At 68.5% G+C, this 18,180-nt stretch carries 18 protein-coding genes; 7 read left to right on the top strand and 11 right to left on the bottom strand.

The window, feature by feature from the left end; translation table 11 throughout:
- Positions 1 to 27: 27 nt before the first annotated feature.
- The 3 genes from PCK14_RS04300 to PCK14_RS04290 all read right to left on the bottom strand — a co-directional run bounded on the left by PCK14_RS04300 (position 28) and on the right by PCK14_RS04290 (position 3,346).
- Positions 28 to 1,377 (bottom strand): FtsX-like permease family protein, encoded by a 1,350-nt coding sequence (locus tag PCK14_RS04300; protein ID WP_269937227.1) that lies wholly within the window; start codon positions 1,375 to 1,377, stop codon positions 28 to 30.
- Entirely contained in the window at positions 1,374 to 2,156 is a 783-nt protein-coding gene (locus PCK14_RS04295) for an ABC transporter ATP-binding protein (protein ID WP_269937226.1), read from the bottom strand. Before PCK14_RS04295 ends, PCK14_RS04300 begins: the two co-directional genes overlap by 4 nt.
- 89 nt (positions 2,157 to 2,245) lie before the next feature.
- Positions 2,246 to 3,346 (bottom strand): FUSC family protein, encoded by a 1,101-nt coding sequence (locus PCK14_RS04290; protein ID WP_269937225.1) that lies wholly within the window; start codon positions 3,344 to 3,346, stop codon positions 2,246 to 2,248.
- A gap of 270 nt (positions 3,347 to 3,616) precedes the next feature.
- Between PCK14_RS04290 and PCK14_RS04285 the strand changes: the two genes are divergently transcribed.
- Positions 3,617 to 4,408: an electron transfer flavoprotein subunit beta/FixA family protein gene (locus PCK14_RS04285; protein WP_269937265.1), complete on the top strand. Its 792-nt coding sequence runs from the start codon at positions 3,617 to 3,619 to the stop codon at positions 4,406 to 4,408.
- A 12-nt stretch (positions 4,409 to 4,420) separates the two neighbouring features.
- Positions 4,421 to 5,389, top strand: a complete 969-nt coding sequence (locus PCK14_RS04280; protein ID WP_269937224.1) for an electron transfer flavoprotein subunit alpha/FixB family protein — start codon at positions 4,421 to 4,423, stop codon at positions 5,387 to 5,389.
- 112 nt (positions 5,390 to 5,501) lie between these two features.
- Here the strand turns inward: PCK14_RS04280 and PCK14_RS04275 are convergent, their stop codons facing one another.
- From PCK14_RS04275 to PCK14_RS04265, 3 genes are all read right to left on the bottom strand, one after another.
- Positions 5,502 to 6,305: a class I SAM-dependent methyltransferase gene (locus tag PCK14_RS04275; RefSeq protein WP_269937223.1), complete on the bottom strand. Its 804-nt coding sequence runs from the start codon at positions 6,303 to 6,305 to the stop codon at positions 5,502 to 5,504.
- A 56-nt stretch (positions 6,306 to 6,361) separates the two neighbouring features.
- Complete coding sequence (locus PCK14_RS04270; protein WP_269937222.1) at positions 6,362 to 6,835, bottom strand: tRNA (cytidine(34)-2'-O)-methyltransferase; 474 nt, start codon at positions 6,833 to 6,835, stop codon at positions 6,362 to 6,364.
- A 64-nt stretch (positions 6,836 to 6,899) separates the two neighbouring features.
- The gene (locus PCK14_RS04265) at positions 6,900 to 7,916 is read right to left on the bottom strand and encodes a J domain-containing protein (RefSeq protein WP_269937221.1); all 1,017 of its coding nucleotides are present in this window, start codon (positions 7,914 to 7,916) and stop codon (positions 6,900 to 6,902) included.
- A gap of 65 nt (positions 7,917 to 7,981) precedes the next feature.
- On the opposite strand from PCK14_RS04265, the gene PCK14_RS04260 reads away from it, so the two are divergent.
- Complete coding sequence (locus tag PCK14_RS04260) at positions 7,982 to 8,929, top strand: diacylglycerol kinase family protein (RefSeq protein WP_269937220.1); 948 nt, start codon at positions 7,982 to 7,984, stop codon at positions 8,927 to 8,929.
- Positions 8,930 to 8,973: 44 nt separating this feature from the next.
- Positions 8,974 to 9,714: a hypothetical protein gene (locus tag PCK14_RS04255; RefSeq protein WP_269937219.1), complete on the top strand. Its 741-nt coding sequence runs from the start codon at positions 8,974 to 8,976 to the stop codon at positions 9,712 to 9,714.
- Positions 9,715 to 9,735: 21 nt separating this feature from the next.
- Here the strand turns inward: PCK14_RS04255 and PCK14_RS04250 are convergent, their stop codons facing one another.
- The 4 genes from PCK14_RS04250 to folE all read right to left on the bottom strand — a co-directional run bounded on the left by PCK14_RS04250 (position 9,736) and on the right by folE (position 13,469).
- Complete coding sequence (locus PCK14_RS04250) at positions 9,736 to 10,491, bottom strand: pyrimidine reductase family protein (RefSeq protein WP_269937218.1); 756 nt, start codon at positions 10,489 to 10,491, stop codon at positions 9,736 to 9,738.
- Positions 10,488 to 11,495 (bottom strand): dihydropteroate synthase, encoded by a 1,008-nt coding sequence (folP, locus tag PCK14_RS04245; RefSeq protein ID WP_269937217.1) that lies wholly within the window; start codon positions 11,493 to 11,495, stop codon positions 10,488 to 10,490. Before folP ends, PCK14_RS04250 begins: the two co-directional genes overlap by 4 nt.
- 8 nt (positions 11,496 to 11,503) lie before the next feature.
- On the bottom strand, positions 11,504 to 12,760 hold the full coding sequence (locus PCK14_RS04240) for an NAD(P)/FAD-dependent oxidoreductase (protein ID WP_269937216.1): 1,257 nt from the start codon (positions 12,758 to 12,760) through the stop codon (positions 11,504 to 11,506).
- 70 nt (positions 12,761 to 12,830) lie between these two features.
- Complete coding sequence (gene folE / locus PCK14_RS04235; RefSeq protein WP_269937215.1) at positions 12,831 to 13,469, bottom strand: GTP cyclohydrolase I; 639 nt, start codon at positions 13,467 to 13,469, stop codon at positions 12,831 to 12,833.
- A 124-nt stretch (positions 13,470 to 13,593) separates the two neighbouring features.
- On the opposite strand from folE, the gene PCK14_RS04230 reads away from it, so the two are divergent.
- The gene (locus PCK14_RS04230) at positions 13,594 to 14,364 is read left to right on the top strand and encodes a helix-turn-helix transcriptional regulator (RefSeq protein ID WP_269937214.1); all 771 of its coding nucleotides are present in this window, start codon (positions 13,594 to 13,596) and stop codon (positions 14,362 to 14,364) included.
- Between the two features lie 82 nt (positions 14,365 to 14,446).
- On the opposite strand, the gene PCK14_RS04225 is transcribed toward PCK14_RS04230, so the two are convergent.
- Positions 14,447 to 15,946 carry a S8 family peptidase gene (locus PCK14_RS04225; RefSeq protein WP_269937213.1) on the bottom strand — a complete coding sequence of 500 codons (1,500 nt, stop codon included), beginning with the start codon at positions 15,944 to 15,946 and terminating at the stop codon, positions 14,447 to 14,449.
- 154 nt (positions 15,947 to 16,100) lie between these two features.
- On the opposite strand from PCK14_RS04225, the gene PCK14_RS04220 reads away from it, so the two are divergent.
- Complete coding sequence (locus PCK14_RS04220; RefSeq protein WP_269937212.1) at positions 16,101 to 16,862, top strand: hypothetical protein; 762 nt, start codon at positions 16,101 to 16,103, stop codon at positions 16,860 to 16,862.
- Between the two features lie 27 nt (positions 16,863 to 16,889).
- The gene (locus PCK14_RS04215) at positions 16,890 to 18,113 is read left to right on the top strand and encodes a cysteine desulfurase family protein (RefSeq protein WP_269937211.1); all 1,224 of its coding nucleotides are present in this window, start codon (positions 16,890 to 16,892) and stop codon (positions 18,111 to 18,113) included.
- Positions 18,114 to 18,180 lie beyond the last annotated feature (67 nt).

The following is an 18,180-nucleotide window of genomic DNA, read 5'->3' as shown; positions in this document are numbered from 1 at the left end:
GGCGCGCAGCCCAGGGGCCGCTGCGGCCTATGTCTGTGCCAGCACCTTGTCCAGCACGGGCCCCGTGGCGGCCAGGCCAAGCCACACCAGCCCTATGCCACCGGCCAGCACGCCGGCAATCACCAGCAGCGACAACGGCGCAAAAATCATGGCGGCCCCTGTCAGCGGGAACAGCAGCAGGGCGGCCATGGCGGCCGAACCCACCGTGACAATCCGCACCGGCGACATCACCGCACGCCTGCGGGCCGCGTCCATGACCCCGCGGGGCATGCCGAGCCGGTCAAGGCTCACGTACAGGTCCTTGCGGTCCAGCACCGAGGCCGCCTGGTTGACCCCGGCGCTTGCGGCAACCAGCAGGAACGAGGCCGCCACAGTAATCAACACGCCTGTGCGCATGTCAGTGGTCAGGTTGGCCTCGGCCGGATTGCCACCTTCACCGCCGCCAGAGAGCACGGCCAGCCCGGTGCCGGCCACCACGGCAATGAAGCTGGTCATGGAGAGGGCACTGACCTGCCGCCACGCCGCCTTGGGAGATTCCAGGACGGTCCGGGCAGAGAGCAGCCTCGCCGGAGTTTCGGCTCTGCGCAGCGCCCGACCGGCCAGCCAGCTGAGCACAAACGGGCCCATGAGGTTCAGCAGGGCCAGACCACCGGCAAAGCAGGCGCACACAATGACCATCATGGCCGCGAAGGTGCCGCTCGCCGTCAGGTTGGCCATGAAGCCGTACAGCACCGCCGCGGCACCGGCCCCAGCCGCAATTCTCACCCAGTGCACCGTGGGCGCCTTTTGCCTGGTGCGCACACCGAGCGGTGACAGGACAACTTGGCGCAGGCCGGCCGCCGCGCTGACCGCCGCCAGCAGGACAAGGGCGGTGGCGGCAATCACGAGCACGCCCGCGGGGAGCCACAGGCCGGCCAGTCCCAGCGGTTTGCCCTGGAACGGGATGAGCGCAATGGCGGGCAGTGCGGCAGCATACAAGGCAATGCCGGACACCACGCCAAGGAGGGCCACGAGGGTTGACTCAACCACAGTCATCGAGGCAACAAGCGCGGGCGTCCCGCCCAGCAGCCGCAGGGTGGAGAGCCGCTCGTCCCGGCGGCGAGCCGACAGCCTGGCCGCCGAGCCGCCCAGTGTCAGCATGGGCAGAACCATGAGGGTGATGGCAAAGGCCGCCAGCCCCTGGTAGGTGCCGGCCATGCCGGTGGGATCCTCGGCGGCGGGGTTGGTGTAGAAGCTCAGGGCCCCGGCCAGGACAATCAGCAGCAGGGCAGTCACGAGCGCGAAGGCCACGGCCGGCAGGGCAATGACGGCCTTGCTGCCGGGGGAGGGGCGGGACATCATCCACAGGATGGACAGGGAGGATTTCAGCTGGTTCACGGCCGACCCGCCCAGTTCTGTTCCTGCGGCGCCGGCCCCGCCTGCGGCAGGAATGTGGTGCCCGCGGCCGGATTGCCCTGCGGGGCCAAAGCCGGGCGGGCAGGCGCAACAGGCGACAGCACGCCGTCGTGCATGTAGAGGGTGCGGGAGCAGCGGGCAGCCACCGTGGGGTCGTGCGTGACCAGGACCAGGGTGTGGCCGCGGCCGGCAGTGGCATCCAACAGGGCGCCCATGACATCCGCCGAGGTGTGGGAATCCAGGGCTCCGGTGGGCTCGTCGGCGAACACGATGCGGGCGCCGGTGACCTGGGCCCGGGCAATGGCGACACGCTGGGCCTGCCCGCCGGACAGCTCGCCGATGCGGCGGCTCTCCATGCCGGCCAGGCCCAGGTGGGCCAGCCAGGCTGCGGCCTGGCCCTCGGCGTCGCGGCGGGACACACCGTTGAGCATGAGGGCCAGGGCCACGTTTTCAATGGCCGTCAGCTCCGGCACCAGGAGCCCGGACTGGAACACAAAGCCGAAGGACTCCCGCCGCAGCTTGGAGCGCTGGGTCTCATTGAGGGCCGTGACGTCCGTGCCGGCGTAGTTGACGGTGCCGGAGTCCGGGGCCGTGATGCCGGCCAGGGTGTGCAGGAGCGTGGTCTTGCCCGAGCCGGAGGCGCCCATGATGGCCACGGATTCGCCCGGGAAGACGTCCAGGTCCACGTTGTTCAGGGCGATGCCGGCGCCGTATCGCTTGGCCAGGGAACGTGCACCCAGGATTGCAGTAGAAGTTGTCATGAACCAAGCCTGCCCGGGCCGCGGTGCTGAAGCGTCGGGCCGGGGGAGGAACCTTTGCCGGCGGCATCCACCCGGGGTAGGAGGCCCACCTACTGCAGGGGGTGTTGCTCCGCCGGCTTGAGCGCTTCGGCCGATCCTGCCCGGCGGGGTTCACGGATCACCACGGCAACGAGCATCCCGGCCAGGGCACCCACAGCGGTTTCCACAGCCCTGTCCCGAATCAAGACGGAGGGGTCCCCTGTGACGGCCAGCAGCGTCATGAGCAGGATCAGCGGCGTGAAGAACGCCATGGCCATGCCGTAGTGCCGCTGCATGAACAACTCCGAGGGGTACATGAGCGCCAGCACTGCCACCGCCAGCATGGGGACTGACGGTTGGGGCCACAGGATGAGCGCCGTGACGCCCACACCGGCGAACGTCCCGAACACACGGTGCACACCGCGGCGGAGCCGGCCGTTGAGGGTTTCCGCAGCAAGGGGCACGGCCGCGGCAGCCATGGCCCAGTATGGATGGCCCATGCCCAGCAGGTGTCCAATGCTGCCGGCCGCGCCAACGGCCAGAACATAGCGCAGGGCGTGGACCGCCGCGGCAGAGGCGTGCGGGTGGACCACGGCGCGCGCCGCACCCGGGTGCCAGGAGCGTTTGCCCACCCAGCCGGAGAATCCCACCAGCACGGAAAATGCCGCCGCCGCAATGCTGACGCAGGCCGGCCCCCACCATGCGGCGATGGGAGGTACCGAGGCCAGCGCGCCGAAGGCGAAGATGGTGAAAAAGGGGCCTGTCGGCTTGAGCCCGAACCGGTCCGCGACAAGTGAAGCAGCCCCTGCCAGCAGCGCCTCGATGCCAATCAAGGTCCAGGGGCCCAGGTCGGCGACGGCACAGAATATGCCCAGCAACGCCCCGCCAAGCAACAGTCCAGCCGCCTGCCCCTGGTGCAGAAGCCGCAGTTGGTGCCTCTCGTCGCGGCCGTACATGCCCACAAAGGAGCCGAATGCCGCGTAAATGATCAGTTCCGGGTGCCCCGCCGCCAGCAGCAACATCACGGGCACGCCAAAGCTGAGGGTCATGCGTGCTGCAGCCCGCCGGTCGCCCCGGCTCGGGAGCAGCGTCGCCGGGCGCAGCATTGAGGTGCGCCCGTGGGCGGGACCGAAGGCTGCCCTGGTGGTGGACTGCAGGGGCGAAGCAGGCATGTTGAAGGCACCACCAGGGGAGGGGAATGAACAAAGATTGCAGCTTTCACTGTGGCCCAAGAACGCCATGGACGTCAAAGTGATTTTCCCGATACGGCGCCCGTGTTCGCCCGGAGTAAAGTTTCGTCGCGTGAAATTCCAGCTCCGGGCCGGCACGAACTAAGCTGTGGGGGTAGGCCAAGGGCGAAGCCGCAGCACCCGCCCCGGCAAGGGGACGGGCGGCGCAGCCATCCGTCCATGACACAAAGGACAGCAGTGGAAAACTCAGCACTGAACATTGTGGTACTGGTCAAATATGTGCCAGACGCGCAGTTTGACCGGCACCTCACAGGCGATGCCCGCACGATCGACCGCAGCGAGAGCATCCTTTCCGAACTCGACGAATACGCGCTGGAGGCAGCCCTGGCGCTGACCGACGCGCGCGGCGGCACCAAGGCCGGCAACAACGTCACGGCCCTGACTGTGGGCCCGGCATCGGCAGCAGTCGCCGTGAAGAAGTCACTGCAGATCGGCGCCACCCAGGGCCTGCACGTCAGCGACGAAGCGCTCGCAGGCTCCGACGCCTCGGCCACCTCGCTGGTCCTCGCAGCAGCCATCAAGTCCCTGGGCCCGGTGGACCTGGTCGTCACCGGCATGGCCTCCACCGACGCCGAGACCTCCATTGTCCCGGCCCAGCTGGCCGCCCGCCTGGGCCTGCCCCAGATCACCTTCGCCTCGGCGCTGGACGTTGCCGGCACCACTGTCACGGCCCGCCGCGACGGCGACGACTTCTCCGAGGAAATCCAGGCCACGCTGCCTGCCCTGGTCTCCGTCACCGACCAGGCCAACGATCCGCGCTACCCCAACTTCAAGGGCATCCTCGCCGCCAAGAAGAAGAAGGTCACCACGGTGTCCCTGGCCGAGCTGGGAGTCTCCCCGGACGCCGTCGGGCACGCCGGGTCCCTGACCCAGGTCACCGCGGCAGCCGAGCGCCCCGCGCGCACCGCCGGCACCATCATCACCGATTCGGGCGATGCCGGCATCCAGCTTGTCGACTTCCTGGCCGCGCAGAAACTGATCTAAGGACCATATTTCATGAGTGCAATTGTTGTTTTTGTAGATCAGCTCGACGTGCCCGGCAAGCTTTCCGGCACGGCAACACAGCTGCTGACCCTGGCCCGCGGCGCCGGCGAGCCCGTGGCCGTTGTGGCCGGTCCCGTCGGTGCGGACGTTCTCGCCGAGCTTGGCACCTACGGCGTGGCCCGCGTGCTGAACTCCGAGCAGCCCGAACTGGGCCAGTTCCTGGTGGCCCCCAAGGCCGACCTCGTGGCCCAGGCCGCGGCCGCCGTTTCCGCCAGCGCAGTGCTGGTGGACAACAGCGCCGCCGGCAAGGAAATCGCGGCCCGTGTTGGCGTCACCCTGAACGCCGGCGTCATCACCGACGCCGTTTCGGTGACGGTCGACGGCGGGACGCTCACGGCGCACAAGTCCGTCCTGGCAGGTTCCTGGACCGTGGAGGCGCGGGCCACGTCCGCTGTCACCGTCATCGCCGTGAAGTCGCACGCAGTGGAGGCCGCACCGGCCGCAGCGCCTACGGCCCCCGCCGTTGAGGCGATTGAGGTGGCATTTGCCCCCGCCAGCTTGGGTGCCCGCGTGGTGTCCCGCACGCCGCGGGCCGCCTCGGGCCGCCCGGAACTGGAAGACGCCCGGATCGTGGTGGCCGGTGGCCGCGGCGTGGACGGCGACTTCACCCCCATCGAGGAGCTGGCCGACGTCCTTGGTGCGGCCGTTGGCGCTTCGCGTGCGGCAACCGACGCCGGCTGGATCTCGCACGCCTCGCAGGTGGGCCAGACCGGCAAGAAGGTGTCCCCGCAGCTGTACATCTCGGTGGGCATCTCCGGCGCCATCCAGCAAAAGGCCGGCATGCAGACCTCCAAGCTCATTGTGGCAGTGAACAAGGACTCGGAATCGCCCATCTTCGAGATTGCCGACTTCGGCATTGTGGGCGACCTTTTCCAGGTGCTGCCGCAGGCCGTGGAGGAAATCAAGCGTCGCCGGGCGTAGTCCCCATCCACCCTTAGCGGGAAATGACACCGATCCCCCTAAATGATCCCGGAATTCCGGGATCATTTAGGGGGATCGGTGTCATTTTTGCCAGGAAGGGTTCCCGGGGTGCCTAACGCGGGACGGACGCCGTGGCGATCATGGCGTCGGAGTTCATTTCAATGTGCGGGCCCACGGACTGGATGAAGTCGCGGCGGACGCGGGAAATGGCCTCGGGGTCGCGGGGGAGCAGGGTGCGCCAGCCGCTTCCCATGACCAGGTTCCAGGCCATGGCGTCATCTACCTGCAGCGTCAAGGGGTTGAGCGAGACGGAGACGTCCTCCAGCCCGCGTTCGCCAAGCCATGCCGAGAGCTTTTCGGGGGAGTTGACCCGTGCCATGTTCACGTTGGCCAGCGGTTCCACCCCGGCCAGTCGGGGGCGTTCCTTGATGGCGGCTTCCAGGATGCGGCCGGCAAAGGGCTCCAGGGCGCCTTCGATCCAGGTGCTCAGCACCATGCGGCCGCCGGGGCGCAGCATCGAGGCCAGGTGCTCCACACCGGCCTCCATGTCGGCGAAGAAGAACATGCTGTAGGAGCACAGCACGGCATCAAAGGTGCGGTGACCGCGCCAGCGAGTGACGTCGGCTTCGGTCAGTGTGGTGTTGATGATGCCGCGCTCGCCCAAATTGGCCGCGGCAATGCGCAGCAGCCCGGTGGAGAGGTCGACGCCGTCGACCGTTCCTTCCGGACCAACGGCCAGAGCGGCGGGAATGGTGGCAGCGCCCGTTCCGCAGCAAGCATCGAGCACCTTTTCGCCGGGCTTGAGCGCGGCGGCGGCGGCCACGTCGCGGCCCATGGGGTCCCAAAGCTTGTCCGCCCAGGCCTCAAATTGCAGCGCCCCGTCGGTGAACGCCAGGCCTGGATCGCGTGCGGACATGGATGCCTCCAAATGGTGAAGTGGATGTGGTGGGCCCGGCGGTGCCGGACCGCGGGCTACGCCTGGATCTGTGCCCCGGCGAAGTTGTTCTGGCGCCACGCCTCAAACACGGCGATGGAGGCGGCGTTGGCAAGGTTGAGCGAGCGCAGGGACGGCAGCATAGGCAGCCGGACCCGGGAAGTGACGTGGGAGTCGTGCTTGATGTCCTCGGGCAGGCCGTCGGATTCGCGGCCAAACATGAGCACGTCGCCGGGCTGGTAGGCAATGTCCGTGTAGTTGGTTTCGCCGTCGGAGGTGAACGCAAAGACCCGCTCGGGGGCCAGCGCCTCCCACGCAGCTTCGAGGCTCTTGTGCACAGTGACCACCGCGAGGTCGTGGTAATCCAGGCCGGCACGGCGCAGCTTGGAGTCCTCGAAGTCAAAGCCCAGGGGCTCGACGAGGTGCAGTTCGGCGCCGGTGATGGCGGCCAGCCGGATGGCGTTGCCGGTGTTGCCGGGGATCTCGGGGGTTACAAATAGGATGCGAAACACGTGTTTCATCCTACCGCCCGGGCCGGGGCGCCGGGCACCGGGCCCGGACCCAAACGGCCAGGTGTCAGTACATGCCGCCGAGCAGCCGGCCCAGGACATGCAGGTCCACCACATTCGGGGTGGGGCCGGCGGCCAGGAACCCCTTGGCCTCGCGGACAAAGCGGGCGGCGTTGGCCACGTTGACAAGGTTGGAGCCGTCGGGCTCGGTGCCGCGGGCGTAGTCGATCACTGGCTCAAACAAGTTGCCGGTGTTGCTGTGCACGCACACCCAGGAGGTGACGTTGCATTCGGGAAAGAGTTCCTGGAACTGGCGGGCGGCCGGAAGCAGCTGCGGCGGGGCGGCCACCCTGCTGCCGTGCACCAGCATGCTGCCGTCCCAGCGGAATGCGCCGTCGGGCACCAGCATGGAACCCACAATGGCAATCCGGTACCCGGAAACCAGCACGTGGTCGATGTAGCCGTTGTTGTACGGCGCCGTCAGTCCGTTGATGAGCCTGGCCGCCGGAATGCCCGGGAGCACCTGCTGCATGATGAGTTGCGCCGTCCGGGCCTCGCGGGCCAGGCGGGAGGATGCACCGAACACGCCGCGCTTCCGGGGTGCCCCGTGCACGGGCTGGGCCGCCGTGCGCCGCGGCAGCAGCGGGACCTCGCCGGGGGCCAGGTCCTCGTAGGCGGGAACATAAATGGCAGGGTCGCCTGCGGTCCCGCGGTCCTCCGGTGCGCGCCGGGTGGTGAAGCCGCCAAAGCCGCCCGCGCCATCGGCGCCCGGGGTGCCGTAGCCGCGCGAGGAGGGGCCCGCCGTCGAGCCCGCAGAGCGGGGGGAGTGGCCGGCGGCGCCGTAGGAACGGTCGTAGGCCTGGCGCCGCGTCGGGTTGCCCAGGACCTCGTACGCTTCGGTGATTTGGCGGAACAGGGCAGGGTCCCCGCCGCGGTCCGGGTGGGTGATCCGGGCGGCCTTGCGGTAGGCAATCTTGATGTCGCGCTCGGAGGCGGAGCGCGCAAGTCCCAGGACTTGGTAGTGCGTGAGGAACTTCTCGCCCACAGGTGACCTTTCGCTTGCCCTGCCGTGCCAAAAGCTCATTCTAGCCGCCGCTCCTGCGCGTCCACCCCGCGCCGGCGGGCGCCGCTGTCATACTTGCTGTTGCCATGAACACACACCCCACACACCGCACAGATGCCGCCCCCGGCCTGCGGATCGCCGTTGCCATCAACCCGAGGGCAGCCTTTGGCGGCAGCCGGAAAGCCACCTCCGGCAACACCGGCGAACAGGCCGTGCTGCGGCTGCGCGCCGCGGGCCACGAGGTCACAGTGCTGCGCCGCCGGGACTACGATGCCCTGCGTGAAGCCGTCGAGGCCGAAGTTGCCGCCGGCACCCAGGCCGTCCTGGTGGTGGGCGGGGACGGCATGGTCCACCTCGGCGTGAACGCCCTGGCCCACACCGGCATCCCGCTGGGCATCATCCCGGCCGGCACGGGCAACGACGCCGCCCGCGGCCTGGGCCTTGACCCCGCAGACCCAGACGCCGCCGTCGAGCACTTCCTGCAACGGTGCAGGCAGCAGCCGAGGCGCGTCGACCTGGGCCGGATCGAGCGGGCCGGGAAAGCCCCCGTGTGGTTCATGGGCGCGCTCTCGGCGGGCTTTGACGCCCTGGTCAACGAGCGTGCCAACGGCTGGCGGTGGCCGCGCGGGCCCATGCGCTACAACCTGGCGATCCTGCGGGAGCTGGCGGTGCTCAAGCCGCTGGAGTACTCGCTCGTGGTGGACGGCGCGGCCCGCCTCCAGCGCGCCATGCTCATTTCCGTCTCCAACGGCACCTCCATTGGCGGCGGCATGAAGATCACCCCCGATGCCAAGCACGACGACGGCCGGCTGGACTTGTTCGTGGTCTCACCTGTTTCGCGGCTGGTGTTCCTGAAGATTTTCCCGCTGGTGTTTTCGGGGCGGCACACCTCCCACCCGAAGATTTCCATCGAGCAGGTGCAGCAGGTGTCCATCAACGCGCCGTCCCTGGTGTCCTATGCCGACGGGGAACGGGTGGGGCCGCTGCCTGCCACCATCCATGTGGACCCGGGCGCCCTCGCGGTGTGGGCGTAGCCGGTTTGGCAAGGGTCCGCAGGCGTTTGGGTACAGTGGAAGCTGTGAAACGACAGCACGTGCACGGCCCGGGGCGGCCACAGAAACGGACCCCAGCCGCAGCCGTTGCGGCAGCGGCCCTGGCGGCGGCCGTGGGGCTCGGCGGCTGCAGCATCACCATCCCCAACCCGGAACCCGCCGTGACGGAGTCCCCGGCCCCCGCGCCAACATTCGCCCCTCCCACGGTGGTGGCGGGGCACGACGCCAGGGCCGTGGCCGCCGCGCCCATGAGCTTCGAAGCCGGAAACACGCTCTCGCCCGGGGTTCCCGTGGGCTTCAGCGACATCCTCGGCGCCCCGGCCGACTATTCCGAAACTCCCGGCCCGCCGGAATGGAAACTGCTGCGTGCCAACGTGGCGGGGCAGACCCAGTACAGCAACGCCGCCGGCTGCCAGCTGGCCCACTGGACCACCACAAACCAGGGCCCGATCATTGAACAAGGGGATGACAGGGCGTCCACCGTGGCGCTCATGAAGTACCTGGTCCCCTCGGTCATCGAGTCCTCGCTCACCGAGGCAAAACTGCCGTGGGTGGCAGAGGCCGGCAGCAAGGGCCCGGCCATCTCCTTCCTGGCATTCCAAACCAAGGCCGGGCCAGGTGTCATGGCCAGCACCGCCTGGGCCCGCCTGCTCGGCACCGCCAACACGGGACTGCTCGTGACCCTGGCATGCCCCACGGAGGATCTCCTGGCCGCCACAACCCCGAAGGTCATGGCAAAACTGTCGGTCGCACCGCCGTCGAGCTAGCGTGCCAGGGCGGCCCGCGGCTCAGTGCGTGGGGCGCACGTAGCGCAGGAACAACATTGAATCGGCCTTCAGCACGCGGTCCAGGACCATGCCCTGCGATGCGTCCGTGGGCCCGTGCGCGATCCGCCTGGCCGGACCGCCCACCAGCAGCGGTGAAACCGTCAGCGACAGTTCATCGACCCGGCCGGCCGCCGCAAAGGTGCCCAGCAGCGTGGGGCCGCCCTCGGAGTGGATGTTCCTGAAGCCGCGGGAGGCCAGCTCGGCCATGGTCCGCTCCACGTCCAGGGATGCCACGCCCACATTGACGACGTCGGCCACTTCCGCCAGTGCCTCGCGCCGCTGCGCCGGTGCCGTTTCCAGCGTCAGCACCAGCGGCCGCACGGGTGCCTGGGCAAAGACCGCCATGTCCGGGTCCAGGTTGAGGGAGCCGGAGACAATGGCCAGCGGCGGGTGGGCGGACAGCCAGTTGTCCTTGCGCCACTGCTGCGCCTCTGCACCCAGGAGCTCCCCGCCGTAGCCTTCGGCGCGGATGGTCTGGGCCCCCACCACGATGACGTCGGCCGTGTGGCGCAGCAGCATGAACAGCCTCTGGTCCCAGGCGTTGCCCAACTGGCCCGAACGGCCGTCCACGGTGGCGGCGCCGTCGATGCTGGCCACAAAGTTGAAGCTGAGCCATGGTGCATTGCTGCGCGGCCGGGACGCCGGGGCCGCGCGCATCTCATCCTCGAGGGCCCCGTGGGGCAGTGGCGCCGGGTTGGGGAACAGGCGCTCGATCACGGCGTGGCACCCCGCCCCGCTGTGGACGTCGCCGCCGCGTCGCCGGGGCGTCCCGGATGGGCCGGCCGGTTGACGTCGCCCATGTTGTGCAGCTGGTAGGCAGGTTCGCGCCAGCCCAGCACGGCCTCGGTCATGCGGATGGCGTCGGCCGAGGCCGCAACGTTGTGCATGCGCAGGATGCGGGCCCCTCCCAGCATGCAAATGGTGGCCGAGGCCAGCGACCCCGACAGGCGTTCCTGCTTGGCCCGGTCCAGGGTCTCGCCGATGAAGTCCTTGTTGGACACGGCTGCAAGTGCCGGAAGGCCCAGGGCCGCAATCTCGTTGAAGCGGCGCGTGATCTCCAGCGTGTGCAGCGTGTTCTTGTTCAGGTCGTGGCCGGGGTCGATGATGATCTTCTCCTCCGGGACGCCCAGGGAGATGGCCAGTTCCACCTTTGCCGCCAGGAACGCCGCCACCTCGGCCACCACGTCGCCATACTGCGGCCGGGGGTACACGGTGCGCGGCTTGGCAAGGGAATGCGTGATGACCAGGTGTGCGCCGGATTCGGCCACCACCTGGGCCAATTCGGGGTTGGAGAGCCCCGTGGTGTCGTTGATGACGTGGGCACCCGCGGCAATGCTGGCGGCCGCCACCTCCGGCAGGAACGTGTCAACGGAAATGATGGCGTCGCTGGCCGCGGCCACGGCGGCGATTACCGGCACCACCCGCTCGGCTTCCTCATCGGCGCCCAGCGCAGGGCCCGGGGCGAACGGGACACCGCCAATGTCCACCCAGTCGGCGCCGTCGTCCACGGCCGCAAGGGAAGCGGCAACGGCCGCATCGAGTGCAAAGGTGGCGCCGCCGTCGTAAAAGGAATCCGGGGTGCGGTTGATGATGGCCATGAGCGCCACCTGGCGGCTGAAGTCGATGGTGCGCGGGCCAAAGTCGTGGACCGGGTGGAGCAGGGGCGGGGTGAAGAACGGGGCGGCGGTGGCCACGGATTGGGAAACTGCGGAAGTCCTCATGCCTTCCATCAAATATCCTCAAGCGGGGTTTGCGGGTCAGCCAGCCGTGCCGTGTCTACAGTGCGTCGCGAGGAAATCAGGCCCTTGATGGCCTCCTGCACGTCCCAGGTGTTGACGTTCATGCCCGCCACCACCCGGCCCCCGCGCACCCAGAAGGCGATGAATTCGCGCGTTTCCAGGCTGCCGCGGACCACAAGCTCCGCGTCCCCGGTGAGTGTGCCGAAGCCGGAATACTCCATGCCGAGGTCAAACTGGTCGGTGTAGAAGTAGGGGATGTCATCGAGCACTGCGTCCTGCCCCAGCATGGACAGTGCCGCCACCTTGCCCCCGGCGATGGCGTTGGCCCAGTGCTCGGAGCGCAGGTGCGTGCCGGTGAACGGGTGCAGGGCGTTGGCCACATCGCCTGCGGCAAACACGTCAGGCGCGGAGGTCCGCAGCGAGGAGTCCACCTCGATGCCGTTGTTGACCGTGATGCCCGCGGCCGCGGCCAGCTCCGTGTTGGGGGCAACGCCCACGGCCACGATGACGATGTCGGCCGGCAGGGTAACGCCCGTTGTGGTCAGCACCGAGGTGACGTTTCCGCCGCTGCCCTGGATTTCGGCGGCACTGGCCGGCAGCTCAAAGCGCACGCCGGCCTCCCTGTGCCGGGCGGTGAACACGGTGCCGAGCTCCGCGCCGATGGCCACCGAGAGCGGGACCTCCTCGAGCCCCAGCAGCGCCACCTGGTTGCCCAGCTCGGTGGCCGTGGCTGCAATCTCCATGCCGATCCAGCCCGAGCCCACCATGACCACGTTTTTGCCTCCGCCGGACAGCTGCTCGCGCAGCGCAACGGCGTCGGCCTTGGTCCGGAAGGTGTGCACGCCGGCCAGGTCGACACCGGGAAAGGGGATCCGGCGCGGTGCGGCACCTGTTGCGAGGAGCAATTTGGCATACGGAAGCGTTTCGCCGTTGTCCAGGGACACGGTGTGGGCTGCGGTGTCCAGGGCCGCGGCGCGCACGCCCCGCAGCACGGACACCTGATGCTCCGGGTACCAGCTTTCCGGCAGCGGGAGCAGCGCATCGACCCCCTCCTTGCCGGCCAGGAACCCCTTGGACAGGGGAGGGCGCTGGTACGGGGTTTCATCCTCGCCGGCCACCACCGTCACCGGCCCCTGCCAGCCTTCGCGGCGCAGGGTCTCGGCGGCCGTGGCTGCGGCCAGCCCGCCGCCAATGATCACCATGCCCGGGTCCGTGCCGTTTGCTGCTGTGCTGGGTGAGTGGCTCATGGTCCAAACTCTTTTCCGTGGGACAAGCTGTGGCTTCCTTGGTTAATCATGCGCCCCTGCGCTGCCGCTGTCAGAGGGGGAACTGCCCGCGCAGGGGCCCATCCCCGGACAGCAGCCCGGTGAAGACAGAGGTTCGAGTCATGGTGCCGGCCGTGTGCACACCGCGCAGGGACATGCACATGTGCTCGGCCTCCATGACAACGCCCACCCCGCGCGGTGCAAGTGTTCCCTCGAGCCAGTCGGCGACCTGCTGCGTGAGGCGTTCCTGCACCTGGAGGTCGCGGGCAAAGCGTTCCACGCCGCGGGCCAGCTTGGAGAGCCCAAACAGGCGCGTTCCGGGCAGGTACCCCACATGGGCAACGCCGCGGAACGGCAGGAGGTGGTGCTGGCACAGCGAGTGGAAGGGGATGTCCTTGACCAGCACCAGGCCCTGGTAGCCGTCGTCGTTGGGGAAGGTGGTCCACGACGTCTCACGCGGGGTCAGCATTTCGGCATAGGCCGCCGCGACCCGTCGCGGGGTGTCCAGCAGGTGGGGATCCGTTTCGTCGCGCCCCAACGCCCGCAGGAATTCGGCGATGGCGGCCTGGGCCCGGGGCAGGTCAATGGCGGGGGTGGAGCCGTCGGGAGCGGGTCCCACGGACCCGGGTTCCAGCGGTTCGGGGAGGTCGAAGCCGAGCAGGTCCGGCAGGGGTGCGTTGGCATGGCTCATGTTCAACCCTTTCTAAAGCTTGTATTATTGACTTTAGAAGCGCACGCTCAAGGCGTCAAGTAGCATGAAGCAATCCGCAAACTGCCCGCGGCGGGCAGTGCAAGTACTAGAGAGCACAAGGCCAATGGCCACGACTGAACCGGTGCGCAACGGCACCTCCCGGCCTTCGGGCGACGGGCAACGCCTCCACGGGGCCGGCCCGGAATCAGTGCTGGACCCCACGCTGGATGAATCCCAGCGCCTGCGTGCCGTGGCGTCGCTGGGCGATCCGGTCCGCCGGAAGCTCTTCGAGCTGGTGCGTGATGCAGCAGGGGCCCTCAGCCGCGACGACTGCGCCGAGGCCCTGGCCCTGCCCAAGAGCACCATCCGGGCCCACCTGGACCGGCTGGTTCAGGAACGGCTCCTGCTGGTGGAATTCCGCAAGATCGGCAACCGGACAGGACCCGGCTCGGGGCGGCCCACCAAGCTGTACACCGTGGCCCGCAGCGAGGTCAGCGCCTCCGTGCCGCCACGGCACTACGACCTCGCCGCAAGCCTGCTGGCCGCAGGGGTCCAGCGTTCCATTGACACGGGGGACGGCATTGAGCAATCGCTTGCGCAGGTCGCCTCTGAAGAGGGACGGCGGATGGGCAGCGAGGCCGGGGACATCCACCAGCTGCTAGCCAACACGGGGTACAGCCCCGAACCCGACGGCGGGGGCGGCACCATCATGGCCAACTGCCCCTTCCACCGCCTGTCCCGGGACCACACGGGCGTCATTTGCGCGCTGAACGGCTCGCTGCTCACAGGGGCACTGGAGGGGTGTGCCGAAAGCGGGCTTGCCCTTGCCCCCGACGCCGAAATTTCGCACTGCTGCGCACGGTTGGTGCCTGCAACGGAAACCGGCTCCCAGTAGCACGACGGCGGGCTGCCGCCGCCCAGCACAAAGCCGTTGGCCGCCCGCGGGTGGCCAACGGCTTTGTGCTTTCCTGCTGTTGTTACATGACGGCGGCCAGGGCGTCGACGATGCCCTCACCGTAGTAGCTGTTGTCGCGCAGTTTGCCCACGCATGCGGAGCCGGTTGGGGTTGCCGACGGCATGCAGAGGTGGTCCTCGGCCTGCTTGCGCAGCTCGGAAACCAGCTGCTTCGGCTTCCAGCCGGGGTGTTCGGACTTCATCAGTGCCAGGACGCCGGCAACCTGCGGGGATGCCATGGAAGTGCCGCTGAGCAGACCGTACTTGTTGTTCGGCAGGGTGGAGAGGATGCGGGAGCCGGGGGCGGCCACATCAATCACGTTCAGGCCGCGGTTGGAGAACGAGGACAGCTTGCCGGCCTGGTCGGTGGAGGACACCGTCACCACGCCGTCCAGCTCGGTGGGAATGTCCTTGCACTGGTTGCCGATCTGACGCTCAATCGTGGTGCCGTCGTTGGGGCTGTCGCTGTCGGTGGTCTTGTTGGCCAGGTCGTAGGAGGCGTTGCCCGCGGCTGCCGCATGCACCACACCCTTGTCCGTGGACCACTTCACGGCCCGTTCCACAGCGGTGCGCACGGCGGCCTGGTCGGGCTGGTCGTCACACCAGAACTCCACGGGGTCAATGAAGTAGCTGTTGTTGGTGATGTCCATGCCCTTCATGCCGGCCCACATGAAACCGCAAATGGCGTATTCGGGGTAGATGTAGCCGTCGTCATTGACCACCTTGACGGAGGCCATGCGCACATTGGGGGCCACGCCCACAATGCCCACGCCGTTGCGTGCGGCACCGATGATGCCGGCCACGTGTGTGCCGTGCGAAGACGTTGTGGGGAACCAGCCGCCCGGGGAGGAGTCGGGGCGACCCGCGTTGGCGCAGTTGACCGAGTTGGCCACATCGATGTTGGCCACGAGGTCAGGGTGCGTGGGGTCGATCCCGCTGTCCAGGACACCCACCAGGACGTCGCGTGAACCGTCAGTGAGCTGGTGTGCCTGGTCGGCCTTGATCTGCACCTGATCCCACTTTTCGGCCTCGCGGGGGTCCAGTGCCGTTCCGTCGAAGGTGGCGTCGCCGTAGAGCAGATCGGCGTTGGCCAGCTTCTTTGCCTGCCTTTGCGGTGACTGCTGCCATGGCGTGGCAATGCCCTCCGGCGTGCCCTCTGCCACCGTGGCTGTGCGCGTTGCGCCCACGGATTCCACGGAGGACTTGCCCTGCTTGAGGACGTTGGTGCGGAAGCCGGCACTTTGGGACTGGGCAATGACCACGCCGATTTCCGGCCATTGTTGGACGGCAACGCCGCCGGCCGCCGTGATGGCCTTCAGGACATCCTGGGTCTTGCTGCCGTTGCTCGACTTGGCGTTGACCACGTAGCTCATGAGCTGGCCGTCCGCTGCCGGAAATTCAACAGGGGTCGAGGGTGAATTGTTCGGTGCTGCCGAGGCGCTGCTGCCCAGCATGGTGGTTGCGGCAACGGCGACGGCGCAAAACGCGGCCGCGGTTGACCGCGAGAGGAATGCAGATTTCATGTAATGGATCTCCCATGGATCGAGTGAGGGTGATGTGGGACACGCTGATCCTGCCACCGGTTCCGTAGCCTTGACAAGGATTGACAAACGCGCCGCGGAGGGATTGGCCAAAAGGTCAGCGTGCCTGCCGATGCGGCCGCGGTAGGCTCCGGGCATGGAAGACGCCAGCGCAGCAGAGGGCCAATGGATCGCCGATGCCCTGGGGCGACGCCTCACCAGGGAGCTGTGGGATGAATCGTTCGGCACGGTGGCCGCCACGATTCCAGACCATTTCCAGGCCTACGCGCGCATCTTCCACCGGATGGACGTCGGCCAAGGGCCGGAACGCCGCTGGGCCGATGTGGCCCGGGCCAAGGGGACCCGGCTGCACGCCGCGGCGCAGTTCCACCGGCTGGCGCAAACCGAGCTCTACCAAAACGCCGTCCTCGACGGGGCCGGCGGCGCGGAGTACATGCGGCCCAATATGGGAGAACTCGATGAGGCACAGTTGCTGGCGCTCGCGGCCCTCCTCGGCGGCCACACTGCCAAGGGCCAGGACATCTTCCAGGCCGCGTGGGTGGGCTGGGGCGGCTTCGAGCCCGGCACAGGCAGCATCCCGAGTGGCCCCGGCCAGGCGCTCACTGTGGCCAACGGCTTGCGCAAATACTGGGTCTTCCGGGGGAGCCTGGGCGAACTGGCCCACCCGCCCTGGTTCGACGACGGCCTGGGCTTCAGCTCACCCACGGCCAACCTGGCCTGGCCGGCGGACCGCAGCTGGTGCCTGGCCACGGAGATTGACTTTGATTCCACCCTGGTGGGCGGAACGGCGGAACTGGTCGACGCCGTCGTGCACTCAGAGGTGTTGGAGGCGCTTCAGGTGACCCCGACCACGGACCTCAGCTCACAGGGTGATGTTGTCAACAGTCCGCCGCGGTGACCCACGCCCGTGCCGTAGAATTGAGCGGTGCCCGTGTATCTAGATCACGCGGCGACCACGCCTATTTCGGCCCCGGCCCTCGCCGCACTCACCTCCGTTATCACCCGTAGCGGCAATCCGTCGTCCCTCCACGGATCGGGCCGCCGCGCCCGCGCCACGGTGGAGGCGGCCCGCGAAACCATTGCCGCAGCTGCCGGCGCCCACCCCACCGAGGTCATTTTCACCTCCGGCGGCACCGAGGCGGACAACCTCGCCGTCAAGGGACTGTTCTGGTCCCGCCGCGACGCCGAACCCGCACGCACCCGCATCCTGGTCTCCAGCGTGGAGCACGCCGCCGTGCAGGACACCGTCGAATGGCTGGAAAAGCACGAAGGCGCCGAAGCGGTCTGGCTGCCCGTTCACGCGGACGGAACCCTTGACCTGGCCGCACTGGAAAAGGAACTGGCCGACGGCGGCGCGGACTCGGTTGCGCTGCTCAGCTGCATGTGGGCCAACAATGAGGTCGGCACCATCCAGCCCATCGCCGAGGTCGTGGCGCTCGCAGGCAGGCACGGCATTCCCGTGCACTCCGACGCCGTCCAGGCCTTCGGCTCCATCCCCGTGGACTTCCGCGAATCCGGGCTGGCCGCCATGTCCATCAGCGGCCACAAGATCGGTGGCCCCGTGGGGGTTGGCGCGCTGCTGCTGGGCCGTGCCGTCAAGCTCACGCCCGTGCAGCACGGTGGCGGCCAGGAGCGCACCGTGCGTTCCGGCACGCTCGACACCGCAGGGATCGCCGCCTTCGCCGCGGCCGCCGCGGACGTCACCGGAAACCTGGCCGCGGAGAGTGCCCGGATTGCCGGGCTCCGCGACGACGTCATTGCCGCAGTCCGCCGGCTGGTCCCCGAAGCCGTGCTGCGCGGCGCCGACCCGGCCGTGAACCCGGCCGGCAGGCTCCCCGGCAACGCACACTTCACCTTCCCCGGCTGCGAAGGCGACTCCCTGCTGTTCCTGCTGGACATGGCCGGCATCGAGTCCTCCACGGGTTCCGCCTGCACCGCAGGGGTGCCCCGCCCCTCCCACGTGCTGCTCGCCATGGGCCTGGACGAGGACACGGCACGTGGCGCACAACGCTTCAGCCTGGGGCATACATCCACCCCGGAAGACGTTGATGCCTTTGCGGCCGCCCTGCCCGATGCCCACGCACGCGCAAAAACAGCAGGCATGGCCGCCCATGTTTCCAGCATTGAAACTGCAAGCACCTTCCGGTGATCGGGCAACCTCCGGTGATCGGGCACCTTCCGGTGATCGGGCACCCTCCGGTGATCGAGCTTGTCGA

This window comes from Arthrobacter sp. HY1533 (assembly GCF_027568515.1).
Lineage (GTDB): Bacteria > Actinomycetota > Actinomycetes > Actinomycetales > Micrococcaceae > Specibacter.
This window is presented reverse-complemented; position numbering and strand designations above follow the sequence as displayed.

Bases quoted from the DNA above. Each gene is read 5' to 3' on its own strand.
- PCK14_RS04260 (WP_269937220.1), top strand. From the start codon at position 7,982: ATGAACACACACCCCACACACCGCACAGATGCCGCCCCCGGCCTGCGG.
- PCK14_RS04225 (WP_269937213.1), bottom strand. From the start codon at position 15,946: ATGAAATCTGCATTCCTCTCGCGGTCAACCGCGGCCGCGTTTTGCGCC.
- PCK14_RS04265 (WP_269937221.1), bottom strand. From the start codon at position 7,916: ATGAGCTTTTGGCACGGCAGGGCAAGCGAAAGGTCACCTGTGGGCGAG.
- PCK14_RS04275 (WP_269937223.1), bottom strand. From the start codon at position 6,305: ATGTCCGCACGCGATCCAGGCCTGGCGTTCACCGACGGGGCGCTGCAA.
- PCK14_RS04280 (WP_269937224.1), top strand. From the start codon at position 4,421: ATGAGTGCAATTGTTGTTTTTGTAGATCAGCTCGACGTGCCCGGCAAG.
- PCK14_RS04230 (WP_269937214.1), top strand. From the start codon at position 13,594: ATGGCCACGACTGAACCGGTGCGCAACGGCACCTCCCGGCCTTCGGGC.
- PCK14_RS04295 (WP_269937226.1), bottom strand. From the start codon at position 2,156: ATGACAACTTCTACTGCAATCCTGGGTGCACGTTCCCTGGCCAAGCGA.
- folE (WP_269937215.1), bottom strand. From the start codon at position 13,469: ATGAGCCATGCCAACGCACCCCTGCCGGACCTGCTCGGCTTCGACCTC.
- PCK14_RS04240 (WP_269937216.1), bottom strand. From the start codon at position 12,760: ATGAGCCACTCACCCAGCACAGCAGCAAACGGCACGGACCCGGGCATG.
- PCK14_RS04220 (WP_269937212.1), top strand. From the start codon at position 16,101: ATGGAAGACGCCAGCGCAGCAGAGGGCCAATGGATCGCCGATGCCCTG.
- folP (WP_269937217.1), bottom strand. From the start codon at position 11,495: ATGAGGACTTCCGCAGTTTCCCAATCCGTGGCCACCGCCGCCCCGTTC.
- PCK14_RS04290 (WP_269937225.1), bottom strand. From the start codon at position 3,346: ATGCCTGCTTCGCCCCTGCAGTCCACCACCAGGGCAGCCTTCGGTCCC.